The 12,999-nt window shown below is 67.5% G+C and carries 13 protein-coding genes; 3 read left to right on the forward strand and 10 right to left on the reverse strand.

Annotated elements, in window-relative coordinates:
- Positions 1 to 103: 103 nt before the first annotated feature.
- Positions 104 to 448 (forward strand): DUF485 domain-containing protein, encoded by a 345-nt coding sequence (locus ACFQBT_RS03770; RefSeq protein WP_377820490.1) that lies wholly within the window; start codon positions 104 to 106, stop codon positions 446 to 448.
- Positions 445 to 2,073 (forward strand): solute symporter family protein, encoded by a 1,629-nt coding sequence (locus ACFQBT_RS03775; RefSeq protein ID WP_377820492.1) that lies wholly within the window; start codon positions 445 to 447, stop codon positions 2,071 to 2,073. Before ACFQBT_RS03770 ends, ACFQBT_RS03775 begins: the two co-directional genes overlap by 4 nt.
- Here ACFQBT_RS03775 and ACFQBT_RS03780 read toward each other — a convergent pair.
- The 10 genes from ACFQBT_RS03780 to soxR form a co-directional block, all read right to left on the reverse strand.
- Positions 2,070 to 2,750, reverse strand: a complete 681-nt coding sequence (locus ACFQBT_RS03780; RefSeq protein ID WP_377820493.1) for a helix-turn-helix transcriptional regulator — start codon at positions 2,748 to 2,750, stop codon at positions 2,070 to 2,072. The genes ACFQBT_RS03775 and ACFQBT_RS03780 overlap by 4 nt on opposite strands.
- Positions 2,751 to 2,754: 4 nt before the next feature.
- Complete coding sequence (locus tag ACFQBT_RS03785; RefSeq protein WP_377820494.1) at positions 2,755 to 3,651, reverse strand: alpha/beta hydrolase; 897 nt, start codon at positions 3,649 to 3,651, stop codon at positions 2,755 to 2,757.
- Between the two features lie 56 nt (positions 3,652 to 3,707).
- Positions 3,708 to 4,427 (reverse strand): VIT1/CCC1 transporter family protein, encoded by a 720-nt coding sequence (locus ACFQBT_RS03790; protein ID WP_377820496.1) that lies wholly within the window; start codon positions 4,425 to 4,427, stop codon positions 3,708 to 3,710.
- Between the two features lie 49 nt (positions 4,428 to 4,476).
- Positions 4,477 to 5,586: an ABC transporter ATP-binding protein gene (locus tag ACFQBT_RS03795; RefSeq protein WP_377820498.1), complete on the reverse strand. Its 1,110-nt coding sequence runs from the start codon at positions 5,584 to 5,586 to the stop codon at positions 4,477 to 4,479.
- The gene (locus ACFQBT_RS03800; RefSeq protein WP_377820500.1) at positions 5,583 to 6,608 is read right to left on the reverse strand and encodes an ABC transporter ATP-binding protein; all 1,026 of its coding nucleotides are present in this window, start codon (positions 6,606 to 6,608) and stop codon (positions 5,583 to 5,585) included. The genes ACFQBT_RS03795 and ACFQBT_RS03800 overlap by 4 nt, the downstream gene beginning before the upstream one ends.
- On the reverse strand, positions 6,605 to 7,579 hold the full coding sequence (locus ACFQBT_RS03805; protein ID WP_377820501.1) for an ABC transporter permease: 975 nt from the start codon (positions 7,577 to 7,579) through the stop codon (positions 6,605 to 6,607). The genes ACFQBT_RS03800 and ACFQBT_RS03805 overlap by 4 nt, the downstream gene beginning before the upstream one ends.
- On the reverse strand, positions 7,576 to 8,586 hold the full coding sequence (locus tag ACFQBT_RS03810; RefSeq protein WP_377820503.1) for an ABC transporter permease: 1,011 nt from the start codon (positions 8,584 to 8,586) through the stop codon (positions 7,576 to 7,578). Before ACFQBT_RS03810 ends, ACFQBT_RS03805 begins: the two co-directional genes overlap by 4 nt.
- A 60-nt stretch (positions 8,587 to 8,646) precedes the next feature.
- Entirely contained in the window at positions 8,647 to 10,314 is a 1,668-nt protein-coding gene (locus ACFQBT_RS03815; RefSeq protein WP_377820505.1) for an ABC transporter substrate-binding protein, read from the reverse strand.
- Positions 10,315 to 10,573: 259 nt separating this feature from the next.
- Entirely contained in the window at positions 10,574 to 10,978 is a 405-nt protein-coding gene (locus ACFQBT_RS03820; RefSeq protein WP_377820507.1) for a PPOX class F420-dependent oxidoreductase, read from the reverse strand.
- Positions 10,979 to 11,081: 103 nt separating this feature from the next.
- A complete protein-coding gene (gene soxR / locus ACFQBT_RS03825; protein WP_377820508.1) occupies positions 11,082 to 11,555 on the reverse strand; it encodes a redox-sensitive transcriptional activator SoxR in 474 nt (157 codons plus the stop codon).
- A 57-nt stretch (positions 11,556 to 11,612) separates the two neighbouring features.
- Between soxR and ACFQBT_RS03830 the strand changes: the two genes are divergently transcribed.
- Positions 11,613 to 12,989 (forward strand): MFS transporter, encoded by a 1,377-nt coding sequence (locus ACFQBT_RS03830; protein WP_377820510.1) that lies wholly within the window; start codon positions 11,613 to 11,615, stop codon positions 12,987 to 12,989.
- Positions 12,990 to 12,999: the final 10 nt, after the last annotated feature.

Raw genomic sequence — 12,999 nt, forward strand, 5'->3', positions numbered from 1 at the left:
GGGCGCCCCGCCCGTCCTGTGATCCAGGTCACTCTAGGGCGGATCGATCCGCCGGTGGTCGACGCAGAACGCCTCGACACAGAACGCAAGGAAGGTGGCGCCCGTGGCCAACGACGTCCAAGAAGAACCGACGCTCGCCGAGGAGGTGCAGCGCAGCGACGAGTTCATCGAGATGCGAAAGAAGTTCCGCGGCTTCGTCTTCCCGATGACGATCGCCGGCCTGACCTGGTACTTCCTGTATGTGCTGTGCGCGGTGTTCGCGCACGACTTCATGTCCAAGAAGGTGATCGGCAACATCAACATCGGATTGATCTTCGGCCTGCTGCAGTTCGTGTCGACGTTCGCGATCACGATGCTCTACGTGCGCTGGGCCGACAAGGAGTTGGACCCGCGGGCCGAGGCCATCGCCAGCAGGATGAAAGCGCGAATGGCGGAGGAGGGCGAATGAACACGCTCAGCATCCAGGCCGCAGCGACCGTCGGCAGCCCGGCGCTGAACATCGGGATCTTCCTGTTGTTCGTCGCTTTCACCCTCTACATCGTGCTGCGCGTCTCGCGCACGAACCGGTCGGCGACCGACTTCTACGCCGGCGGACGCGCCTTCTCCGGGCGGCAGAACGGCATCGCGATCGCCGGTGACTATCTGTCGGCGGCGTCCTTCCTCGGCATCGCGGGAGCCATCGCCTTGACCGGATACGACGGCTTCCTCTACTCGATCGGCTTCCTGGTCGCATGGCTGATCGCCCTGCTGCTCGTCGCCGAACTACTGCGCAACGTCGGCAAGTACACGATGGCCGACGTGCTGTCCTTCCGGCTCAAGCAGCGCCCGGTGCGGATGGCGGCGGCGATCTCCACCTTGGCGGTGTCCTTCTTCTACCTGTTGGCCCAGATGGCCGGTGCCGGCGGCCTGGTCGCGCTGCTGCTGGGCATCGACGGCGCCGTCGGCCAGCGGATCGTGGTCATCGCGGTCGGCGTACTGATGATCGTCTACGTCCTGGTCGGCGGGATGAAAGGCACCACCTGGGTGCAGATGATCAAGGCGACGCTGCTGATCATCGGCGTCTTCGTGATGAGTGTCTGGACCCTCGGCAAGTTCGGGATGAACCTGTCCAGCCTGCTCGGCGGGGCCGCCGACGCCGGCGGGGAGAAGCTGCTCAACCCGGGTGCGAAGTACGGCAAGGACACCACGACCAAGATCGACTTCATCTCGCTGTCCCTTGCGTTGGTGCTCGGCACGGCCGGTCTGCCGCACGTGCTGATGCGCTTCTACACCGTGCCGTCGGCCAAGGAGGCTCGTCGCTCGGGCGTCTGGGCCATCTGGCTGATCGGTATCTTCTACCTGCTGACCCTGGTCATCGGGTACGGCGCCGCGGCCCTGGTCGGCTCCGAGAAGATCAATGCTGCTCCCGGTAAAGCGAATTCGGCCGCCCCGTTGCTGGCGTTCGAACTGGGCGGCACGGTGCTGCTGGGCATCATCGCCGGCATCGCGTTCGCGACGATCCTCGCGGTCGTGGCGGGTCTGACCATCACGGCCAGCGCCTCCTTGTCGCACGACGTCTACAACTCGGTGATCAAGAAGGGCACCGCGACCCCCGAGGAGGAGGTCAAGGTCGCCCGGTTGTCCGCACTGGCGCTGGGTGCGGTGGCGATCATCGGCGGCATTTTCGCCATCGGCCAGAACGTCGCCTTCCTGGTGGCACTGGCCTTCGCGGTCGCCGCGAGTGCGAACCTGCCGACGATCCTGTACTCCCTCTTCTGGAAGCGATTCAACACCCGCGGCGCCGTGTGGAGCATCTACGGCGGGTTGATCTCGTCGGTGACGCTGATCATCTTCTCCCCGGTGGTGTCCGGTAAGCCGGTGGTCGCGGCGACCGGCAAGAGCGAATCGATGTTGCAGGGCGTGGACTTCCACTGGTTCCCGCTGGACAACCCGGGCATCGTCTCGATCCCGATCGGCTTCTTCCTCGGCTGGCTCGGCACCGTGACCAGCAAGGAGCACAACGAGGCGAAGTGGGCTGAGCTGGAAGTGCGTTCGCTCACCGGCGTGGGGGCTGAAGGAGCAGTCGACCACTAGCGGATCTGCACGCCTTCCTCCCGCAACACCGCGGACAGGTCCCGTCGCGCCACCGGCTCGTCGCTGCCGGTGGCGCGACGCATGCGGTCGGTGCGAAAGGCGCGGAAACCCTGCCGGGTCCGGCACCAGGCGATCAGATACCAATGATCCTGTCCGCGCAGCATGCCGACCGGCTCGACAACGCGCTCACTCATCGCGCCGTCGCCCGCGGTGTAGTCCAGGGTGAGCGCCGTCGAGGTCGTCACCGCCGTCTCGATGGCGCGCAGGATGTCGCGGGCCACCGGTTCCTTGGCGACCACGGCGACCTGCGAATCCCACTGTCCGACGTGATCCTTGGCCCGCGACCCCAGGCCGGCCCGGACCTTGCGCAACGCTGACTCCGCTGTGGAGCCGTAGGGCATGCGTCCGGTCTCGGTGAGCGCGAGCAGCACGGCGACGGCCTCGCCTTCGGTCAGATTCAGCGGCGGCAGGCTGTGCTGCGCATCGATCGTCCAGCCGCCGCGGCGGCCATCCTCGAAGCGCACCGGCACGCCGCTGGCCATGAGCGTCTGCAAATCCCGCTGGATTGTGCGCTCACTGACGTCGTGCTCCGCCGCGAGCACGGCGACCGTCACGAGCCGGGGACTGGCTGCCCGCAACCTCTCCGTGAGCGCGAAGAGACGATCCAGCCGTGTCATGAGTTCAGTGTGCTGCCTCAAGGCGCTCGGTGAGCCAGTCCCGGTAGAGCCTCTCGGTCTCGTAGCGAGCCGGGAGATCGGCCAGTGTGTAGGCGTGTCCGGCGCCGGCGACGACCTCCAATCGGGCCAGCGCCACCTGTCGCCAGCGAGCGACCATCCACAACGTGTCGTCCAACAGCGTGTCACGGGTGCCCACGGTGAAGAGGGCCGGCGGCATCCCCGTGAGGTCACCGTAGAGCGGAGAGAACTGCGGCTCGCGCCACCGCTCCTGCGGGACCCCGGCCAGCAACATGGCCACGGGAGTGTCCAAGCGGGAGCCCGCACTCGGCGTACCGGCAAGGTCGTAGACACCGAAGGTGAGCAGCGCGCCCAGCCAGGAGCCCGGGCGCTGTTGCAGCACGAGCGCGGCCACGTGAGCCCCGGCTGAATCACCGCCGATCAGTCGCGGCCCCTGTGTCGCGTCCGCGACCGCTACGCAGTCCTCCAGGCAGGCCGGGAAGGGATGCTCGGGCGGTTGCCGGTAACCCACCGAGATCGCTCGCATTCCGGTGTGCTCGGCGATCGCCCGCAGCCGGCTATCGGTTGTGCGATGGGAGCCCAGGCACCACCCGCCGCCGTGCAGGTAGAGGTACGTGCCGCGGATGGGCCGCGCGATCGGTTCGATGATCCGGACGGGTACGCCGCCGATCACCTCATCGCGCCCGCCCGGGTCGAGCCTCGGCTCGCCGATCGAGGCGCTGGCCCGATATTGCGGCCAGGTCATTCCGGCGGGGAGTTCGTAGAGGTCGCCGGTGTTGGCGGACCATTGCGCAGCGTGCTGCGCACTCAGCTCGGCACTTTCATGACCAAAGGTGGCCAGCGCGGATTCGGCGGGGGTCAGGGTGCTGGTGGTGGTGTCCATGGGTCCAGCGTGGGACGGCAGAGCGACAACGTAGTGTCACCGTTCCCGGGCGGATGTCAGATGGCCATGCCGATCGCGTGGCCGATGCCGTACGTGATGGCCATGGCGAGCGCGCCGCCGGCGACGTTGCGGAGCACCGCACGCCCGACGGGGGCGCCGCCCAGGCGGGCTGATACCGAACCGGTGATGACCAAGGCGATGATCACGGCGATGAAGGTGATGGGCACCCGCCACGTCGGGCCGGGCAGCAGGATCGCCAGCAGCGGCAGGGCCGCGCCGACCGTGAACGCCAGGAACGAGGCGAACGCGGCCTCCCAGGGGTTGGTCAGTTCCTCTGGGTCGATGTTCAGCTCCGCATCGGCGTGAGCGGCGAGCGGGTCGCGCTCGGTGAGCTGATGGGCGACCTGCTCGGCCAGGTTCCGGTCCAAGCCCTTGCCCTGGTAGATCTGGGTGAGCTCCTCCAACTCCTCCTCGGGCATGTCCCGCAGTTCGGCCTTCTCCTTGGCGATCAACGCCTTCTCGGTGTCGCGTTGGGTGCTCACGGACACGTACTCGCCGGCCGCCATGCTCAGGGCGCCGGCCACCAGGCCGGCCACGCCGGCCACCGCGATGTCGGAGCGCTCCGAACTGGCGCCTGCCACACCGACCACGATGCCGGCGACACTGACGATGCCGTCGTTGGCGCCGAGCACACCGGCTCGCAGCCAGTTCAGCTTCGAGGCGACACCTTCGTGATGGGCCTCGCCCTCGTGCGGGGTTACCGTCTGCTCACTCACGGCAATACTGTGCCCGGCGACCAGCGGGGACGTCCAGGAAGGTCAGGCTCTACAACTCCGAGACCGAACCGTGTTGGAACAGGTCGCCTTCATCGGGTGCGCCGGCCGCTGCCGGATCGACGACCACCGCCTCGACCTCATGTTGCTTCAGGCTGCCGTCGAAGATTCCTTCCGCGAAGTGGCATGCCACTCGGTGAGTTTCGGGGACGCCGTCGATGGCTACCGATCGCAGCTGCGGCCGCTCCGTGTCGCAGCGGGTTTCCTGTTTCCAGGGGCACCGGGTGTGGAACCGGCAGCCACTGGGCGGGTTGGCCGGGCTGGGCAGGTCACCGGTCAGCAGCAACCGCTCGCGGGTGTCCTCGGCGGTCGGGTCGGGGACGGGCACGGCGGACATGAGCGCTCGCGTGTAAGGGTGAAGCGGCGCGGCGTAGAGGTCGTCCGCGTGCGCTTCCTCGACCAGCGAGCCCAGGTACATCACGCCGACCCGGTCGCTGATGTGCCGCACCACCGCCAGGTCGTGTGAGATGACCAGGTAGGTCAGGCCGAACTGCTCCTGCAGGTCTTCCAGCAGGTTGATCACCTGTGCCTGCACCGAAACGTCCAGGGCACTCACCGGTTCGTCGGCCACGATCAGTTTGGGGTCGACCGACAACGCCCGTGCAATACCGACGCGCTGCCGCTGGCCGCCGGAGAACTCGTGCGGGTATTTCGACAACGCCTGGGGCGGCAGACCGACGGCGGCGAGCAGTTCCCGCAGACGGGTGCCCGCGGCCTTCTTGTCCTTGGCCAGGCCGTGTGCGGCCATCCCCTCCAGCAGCAGGGACTCGACGGTCTGACGCGGATCCAGGCTGGACAGCGGGTCCTGGAAGACCATCTGCATGTCCTTGCGCTTGCGCCGCAGCGCCTCCTTCGACAGCGATGCGAGGTCATCGCCGTCGATCGTGACGCTGCCTCCGGTCGGCTCGTCCAACCACAGCAGCGCGCGACCGAAAGTCGACTTGCCGCAACCGGATTCGCCGACCAAGCCGTAGGTTTCGCCCTCCTCGATCTGCAGGTCCATGCCGTCCACCGCGTAGACGTAACCGACGGTCTTGTCGAAGATCAGGCCGCCCTTGATCGGGAAGTGGACCGCGACGTCCTTGGCATCCACCAGGTTCACGCTGAAACCTCCTGCTCGGCCCGGACCGGGTTGTGGCACCGCAACAACCGGTCCCCGTCGTCGGTCAACTGCGGCATCTGCTGCACACACGCCTCGACCGGTTGCGAGCACCGAGGCGCGAAGGCACACGCGTGCGTCCATGGCAGGTTGTCGGCAACCGACCCTGGGACCGGGTTCAGCCGTTCCCCGCGAGGGGCATCGAGCCGGGGGATCGAGCCCAGCAGCCCATTGGTGTAGGGATGGCGCGGACTCTCGAACAGCTCATGGCGGGAGGCGCGCTCGACGATCTTGCCGCCGTACAGCACATTGACCTCATCGCACAAGCCGGCCACGACGCCCAGGTCGTGGGTGATCATGACCAAGGCGGTGTTGGAGTCGGTGACCAACTCCTTGAGCAGCGCCAGGATCTGCGCCTGGATGGTGACGTCCAACGCAGTCGTCGGTTCGTCGGCGATCAGCAGCCGCGGCTCGCACGCCAATGCCATGGCGATCAACGCGCGCTGGCGCATCCCGCCGGACAGCTGGTGCGGGTACTCCTTCAGCCGCCGGTCCGGGTCCGGGATCCCCACCCGCTCCAGCAGGTCCCGGGCCAGGGGAGTGGCGGCCTTCTTGGACAAGCCACGGTGGCGGGTCATGACCTCGGTGACCTGGGTGCCGATGGGCACCACCGGGTTCAAGGAGGACAGCGGGTCCTGGAAGATCATCGCCAGATCGCGGCCACGGCGGTCGCGCATCGCCCGCGGCGACAGCGACAGCAGATCAGTGCCGTCGAAGGTGGCCGTGCCGGTGACGGTGTTGCCCCGCCGTGGCAGCAGGCCCATGATCGCCAGCGACGTGACCGACTTGCCGCAACCGGACTCACCCACCAGGCCGACGGTCTGCCCGGCCCGCACATCGAAGTCGACGCCGTCGACCGCCCGGAACGCGCTGTCACCGCGGCCGAAGGTCACCGTGAGGTCGCGCACGCTCAGCAACGGCGCGCTCGCCGCCTGCTCGGAGTTCATCGCCTGCTCGGTGTTCATCGCCGGCTCTTGGGGTCCAGAGCCTCACGCAGTGACTCACCGACCAGGGTGAAGCCGAGCGCGACCACGATGATGCAGATCGCCGGGTAGAAGGCCATGTGCGGGTAGGTGTCGATGAATTGCTCTGAGTTGCCGAGCATCTGGCCCCATTCGGGTGAGGAGTCGTCGGGGTTGCCCAGACCCAGGAAGGACAGAGCGGCGGCGTCGATGATCGAGGTCGCCACCACCATCGTGGCCTGGACGAGGACCGGTCCGAGGGAGTTGGGCAGCATGTGCCGGAAGACGATCGATCGTTCCCGTACGCCGAGTGCCCGGGCCGCGAGGACGTGATCGCTGCCGCGTTGGGCGAGCATCGAACCTCTCAGCAAGCGGGCGAAGATCGGTACCTGCGCGATACCGATGGCCAGGATGACGGTCCATTGCGACGCCTGACCGAACAGCACCGCGACCGAGACCGCCAGCAGCAGCGACGGCACCGACAGCATCACGTCGACGATGCGCATGACCACCGAGTCGACCCAGCCGCCGAGTGCGCCGGCCAGCGTGCCGAGGATCAGACCGCCCAGCAGACCGGCGACGGTCGCGCCGACCCCCACCAGCAGCGTCTGGCGCGAACCCCAGATCAACCGGGACAGCAAGTCGCGGCCCTGGTCGTCGCCACCCAGCGGGAAGCCCGGTTGGGCCGGCGGGATCGGAGTGTTGGGGGTGACCTGGCTGATCAGGTACTGCGTGACGGGATCGTGCCGCGCAAGCAAAGGGGCAAAGATCGCCACGAAGAGGAAGATCGCCACGATGGCCAGTCCGAACAGGAACATCGGGTTGTGACGCAGCCGCCGCCACGCCGACGCCAGCAGGCTGACTCCCTCACTGTCCTTGACCGCGCCGGCTTCGTCCGTGCGCTCCAGGACAGCGGTGTTGCCGGATCGGGCCAGGTCGTCGATGCGCTCCTTCTTGCGAGACATGGGGCTCATCGCGTCCTCACCCTCGGGTCCAGATACGCGTAGGCGATATCGACCAGGAGGTTCACCACGACGTACGTGACGGCCGCCATCAGGATCAGGATCTGCAGCACCGGGTAGTCCTTCTGGGAGAACCCGACGTTCATCGCGTCACCCAGCCCGGCGATGGAGAACACCGTCTCGGTGAGCACGGCGCCGGTGAGCAAGCCGCCGACCTGCAGACCGATCGTCGTCACCACCGGCAGCATCGCGTTGCGCATGATGTGTCGGCTGCGGATCGTCCGGTTGGTCAGACCCTTGGCCTCTGCGGTGCGCACGTAGTCCTCGTCCATCACCTCCAGCACGGAGGCGCGGGTGATCCGCAACACCACTGCGAACGGGATCGAGGCCAGGGCCAGGGCGGGCAGGATCAGGTGTTTGAACGCGTCCCAGGCCGCGTCGTACTCGCGGGTGATGATCCCGTCGAGGATGTAGAACCCGGTGACGCGGGTCGCATCGAGGTTGGGGTCCTGGCGGCCGTTCAGCGGCAACCAGTGCAACTCGACCGCGAAGACGTACTTGAGCAGGAACGCCAGGAAGAAGACCGGCACCGCGACACCGATCAGGGAGATGATCACCGATCCGCCGTCGAGGAACGTGCCGCGATGCCGAGCGGCCAGGTAGCCCAACGGGATCCCCGCCGCCAACGCGAAGATCAAAGCCAAAACCGACAACTCGATGGTGGCCGGTAGGCGGTTGAGGAAGACCTGCATCGCATCGGCGCCGGGTTGCACGGCGATCGAGGTGCCGAACTGGCCGTGGATCGCGTTGTTCAGGAAGCGCAGGTATTGCATCGGCAACGGCTGGTCGAGGCCAAGAGCCTTCTCCATGGCGGCGCGAGTCTGCGGCGTCGCACGCTCACCCAGCAGTGCCGAGACCGGGCCGCCGGGCAGCATGCGTAACCAGAAGAAGACCAGCAAGGACAGGACCAGCAGCACGCCGAGCATCTGCAACAGACGCCGGACGATGAAGCGCAGCAAGCGGATTCCCCTATCGCCGGAAGCACGCCGGCCGCTGAGGCGGCCGGCGTGCTCCGGTGGTCAGTTCTTGACGGCGGTCGAGAAGTCCTCGGCGGTCAACGGGCTGGCGACCACGCCCGTGACGTTCTTGCCGAAGACGATCGCGGGCGGCGAGCTGGAGATCGGCAGACCGGGCAGGTACTCGGTCATGATCTGCTCATTGATCTTTTCGTACGCCGCGTTGCGAGCGCTCGCGTCGACCGTGCTGTCCGCGGTCTTCAGGTCCTTGAGCAGGGTGGCGCCCCACGGGTAGGCACCCACGTCCATCTGGCCGGTGGGCGGGAAGAAGCTGCCCAGGAAGTTGTCGGTGTTGTTGAAGTCGCCGGTCCAACCCATCAGGTAGGCCGGTGCCTTACCGGCCTGGGTCTGGTCGATGTACCCACCGGCCCACGGCTTGGTGACGGTGTTGACCTTGATGCCGACCGCTTCCCAGTCCGCCTTGATGGCGTTGAAGATCTTGATCGGGCTGGGCATGTACGGTCGCGAGACCTCCGAGGGGTACCACAGGTCGATGCTCAGGTTGCTCTTACCGGCCTCGGCCAGCAGCGACTTCGCCTTGGCCGGGTCGTAGCCGTTGGCCTGCAGCGACTTGTTGTAGCCGTCCACCGTGTTGGGCATGAACTGGGTGGCCACCGTTGCACCCGTGGGCAACTGGGATTTGACCAGCTGGTCGCGGTTGATGGCGTAGTAGAGCGCCTGGCGGACCTTCAGGTCCTTCAGGTCGGGGTCGACCTTCGCGTTCAGGCCGAGATAAAGGATGTTGAACGCGGGGCGCACCTCGAGGTTCATCCCGGCCGACTTGAGGGAGTCCCAGTCGGTCGGGTTCGGCAGGTCGTAACCGTCGATCTGCCCGGCCAGCAGGGACTGCTTGCGCTGGGACTCATCGGGGATGATCGAGAAGACCAGCTTGGCGACCTTGGCTTTCGGCCCCCAGTAGTCGTCGTTACGGACCAGGGTGATCGTCTTGTTGGTGACGTCGTAGCTGCTGAACTTGAACGGCCCGGTGCCGGTCGGATACTTCTGCGCGTACTCGGACTGCACGAAGCCGTCGCCCTGGGCCTTGATCTCGTTGGCCTTGTACTTGTCCATCGCGGTCGGGCTCTGCATGGACAGCGATGTCAGGGACAGACCGTTGGGGATCTTGGAGGAGGCCCGGGCGAACTTCAGCACGACCTTGTCGGTGCCCTCGGTGCTGCAGCCCTGGTACAGGTCGTCAGCGGACTTGTTGTAGCCGCCCATCACCGTGGTCCAGTACTCCGAGGCGCTCTGACCCGCTTGGTTCTGGGAGTCCATCCGCTCGAAGTTCTTGCAGACCGCGTCGGCGTTGAACGGCGTACCGTCGGTGAACTTCACGCCCTGGCGCAGCGTGAAGGTCCACTGCTTACCGTCGGACGAGCCGCTCCAACTGGTGGCCAGACCAGGCTCCGGGTCGGCCGTGCCCGGCTTGATCGCGACCAAGGTGTCGAAGATCTGCCGGCTGACGCGGAAGGTCTCACCGTCGGAGCCGTAGAACGGGTCGAACGTCGAGGGCGCGCCTGCCGCACCGAAGGTGAGCGTGGCGTTGGAGGCGCCACCGGTACCGCTACCGGTAGCGCCGGAGTCGCCGCGATCGGACTTGGCGCATCCGGACAGCGCAAGGGCGGCGACGCTGGCGACGGCCAGCGGCGCGGTCAGCCGGGAAAACTTCATCTGAGTGCACTCCTGCTCGGGCGGATTGCTTGCCCCGGGGCCGGACCGACCCCGGTTTTCCCGGAAACCTATAGCAGCAGCCGCCGCAACGGTGGATTACGCGGCGTCCGTTGCCGAGTCGAGACTTTTGCCCTTGACCGCCGTGGCCGCGCTGGGTCGTGGCGGTTTCGTCACGAATCGCGGTGTTCCAGCCCGTGGGGTCGACGACCTGTGGCGGTTTCGTCACAAATCCTGCCCGTCGCACCGGCCGTAGCGATTGTCAGCTCACGGAGCGCAATCGTCCCCAGGCGTGCCACCGGTCGATTTCGATCCAGGCACTGACCCGGGCCCTGTCCCGCACCGGGTACGCGTGGCCGGTGTAGTGCTGGGAAATCCGGTCGATGTCCACCAGTTCGGTGTCGTCGTCGATCTGCACCACGTGGCCCTGGATGCTGACGTGCGTCACCCAGTCCTGCGGATCCATCATGCTGAGCGCCACCCGCGGGTCGCGGCGTAGATGGGCCAGGCGGACGCGGCCGGCGTCGAGGTTGACCAGGATCCGGCCGCCCTCCAAGAGGTACCAGGTCGGCACCGACACCGGCTGGCCGTCCTTACGCAGGGTGCTCATGGTCGCGTGCCACGGCTGGCTCAGCGCCTGCGCGATGGGCGGGGGCAGTTGGCTCATGCCCGTGACGCTACTCCTGCAGTATCATCCAGATCCCTCTTCGATGGACCGGCGCCGGATGGGGTGCGAGTCTCAACGTCGCGGTGGCCGGGAGCTTGGTCGCCTACCGGCTGGCCGGGTTGTCGTGAACCGTCGACCGCAGGACCGGAGGTAGGAGGCGCGCTCCAGGGCCCTCGGCGGCCAGCTCATCGCCCAGGTTCATCACCGAGCACCGCTTCAACGACAGGCAGCCGCACCCGATGCAGCCGTCGAGACCGTCGCGCAACCGCTCCAGTGCCGCGATCCGATCCTCGAGGTGGTGTCGCCAGTGCCGCGACAGCCGGGTCCAGTCCGCCTTCGTAGGGGTACGACCGCCGGGGAGGGTGTCCAGTTCCTCACGGATCTGCTGCAGTGACAGGCCGATCGTGGCTGCGGCGCGGATGAAGGCGAGCCGGCGCAGTACGGCGCGCGGATAGATTCGGTGCCCGCCCGACGTCCGCTCGCTGCTGATCAGTCCCTCGGCCTCGTAGTAGCGCAGCGTCGGTGCGCTGAACCCGCTGCGCCGCGCAATGTCACCGATGGGCAGAAGGTCGGGCATGTCCATCCTCCGGACGCGGGTTGATCTCAAGTCGACTTGAGATTTCAGGATAGTCCGGTGACCACATGCGAGGCATCCGCGACGTCCCCCATCAGCCTGTGGAGCAACGGAAACGCGACGGTCGCGTTCGGGGGGACGGCGCTGGTGACCCTCGGCGCGTACGCCGACCGAGCCACCAACACCGTCCTGCCGCGGGTGGCCGACGATCTGCACGGCCTGGCCTGGTTCGGGGCCGCGGCGGCGGCGCCGATGATCACGTACGTCGCGGCCACGGCGTGGGCGGGGATCCGCGTCGACCGTCGTGGACCGGCCGGCGGGATCGTCCTCGCGGCCGTCCTCTTCGTCCTCGCGCAACTGCTGTCGGCGCTGTCTCCCGACATGGCCGTATTCACCGGCACGCGCCTTCTTTCCGGGGCCAGCGAAGCGATCCTGGACATCTCGGTCACGGTTCTGGTCGCCCAACTGCTGCCGGAGCAGTTGCGCGCCAAGGTATTCGCGGCGTTCGCCGTGGCCTGGGTAGCCCCATCGGTGGCCGGTCCCGTCGTCGCCGGCGCCCTGGCCGACGGTGTCGGTTGGCGTTGGTCCTTCTTCCTGACCGGGCTGTTGATGCTGCCGGCCTTCGCGATCGTGGCGCCGGCGCTGCGCCGGTCGGTCGCAGGATCGGGATCGGTGCCCCGCCGCGGCGAGCCGGCGGCCTCGCGGCGGGTGCTGGCCGCCGTACTGGCCAGCCTCGTCCTCGGCGTCCTGGCCTGGGTGGGCAGCACGGGGCAGCTGTGGTTGCTCGTGCCCGCACTGGCAATGCTCGCGGCCACCTTGCTGCGCACGCTGCCGGCCGGCACGTTGCGTGCTCAGCCCGGGCCGCCGGCAATCATCGCGGTGCGGGCGATGGTGGCCGGAAGTTTCGCCGTGGGCGCCCTCTTCCTGCCGTTGATGCTGGTCACCTTGCGCGGCTACAGCCTCAGCCACGCCGGTGTCGTCATGACCCTGACCGCGGCGTTGTGGGCGTTCGGGTCCTGGCTCAACGCCCGCGACCGGATCCAGGCGTTCCCCGCCACCGGCCGGCTGCGGGTGGCTCTCGGGTTGATGGCGCTCGGAATCGCCGGCACGGCGACCTTCGTCCTGCCGGCCGTCCCCGGACTCGTGGGCATGATCACGTGGTCGATCGCCTCGCTCGGTATCGGCCTGGCCACGCCGACGCTGTCGGTGGCGATGCTGGCGGCCGCGCCGGTGCAGGAGCAGGGCCACTACCAATCCGGTATCTACATCGCCCAAGCCACGGCCAGCAGCGTGGTCGGCGCCCTCGGCGGTGCGCTCATCGCGACCGGGCATGACACAGCGGCCGGATTCGGGGTCATGTTGCTGGCCGGAGCCGTCATAGCACTGCTCGGGGCGGCCCTCGCCGGGCGCGTGGCAAAACCACTGCGAAATCCCTGAGACACTGGTA

Source organism: Branchiibius cervicis (genome assembly GCF_042661605.1).
Classification (GTDB): Bacteria; Actinomycetota; Actinomycetes; order Actinomycetales; family Dermatophilaceae; genus Branchiibius; species Branchiibius cervicis.

Coding starts and splice junctions, on each gene's coding strand:
- ACFQBT_RS03775 (WP_377820492.1), top strand. CDS start 445: ATGAACACGCTCAGCATCCAGGCCGCAGCGACCGTCGGCAGCCCGGCG.
- ACFQBT_RS03780 (WP_377820493.1), bottom strand. CDS start 2,750: ATGACACGGCTGGATCGTCTCTTCGCGCTCACGGAGAGGTTGCGGGCA.
- ACFQBT_RS03800 (WP_377820500.1), bottom strand. CDS start 6,608: ATGAACACCGAGCAGGCGATGAACTCCGAGCAGGCGGCGAGCGCGCCG.
- ACFQBT_RS03785 (WP_377820494.1), bottom strand. CDS start 3,651: ATGGACACCACCACCAGCACCCTGACCCCCGCCGAATCCGCGCTGGCC.
- ACFQBT_RS03805 (WP_377820501.1), bottom strand. CDS start 7,579: ATGAGCCCCATGTCTCGCAAGAAGGAGCGCATCGACGACCTGGCCCGA.
- ACFQBT_RS03815 (WP_377820505.1), bottom strand. CDS start 10,314: ATGAAGTTTTCCCGGCTGACCGCGCCGCTGGCCGTCGCCAGCGTCGCC.
- ACFQBT_RS03820 (WP_377820507.1), bottom strand. CDS start 10,978: ATGAGCCAACTGCCCCCGCCCATCGCGCAGGCGCTGAGCCAGCCGTGG.
- soxR (WP_377820508.1), bottom strand. CDS start 11,555: ATGCCCGACCTTCTGCCCATCGGTGACATTGCGCGGCGCAGCGGGTTC.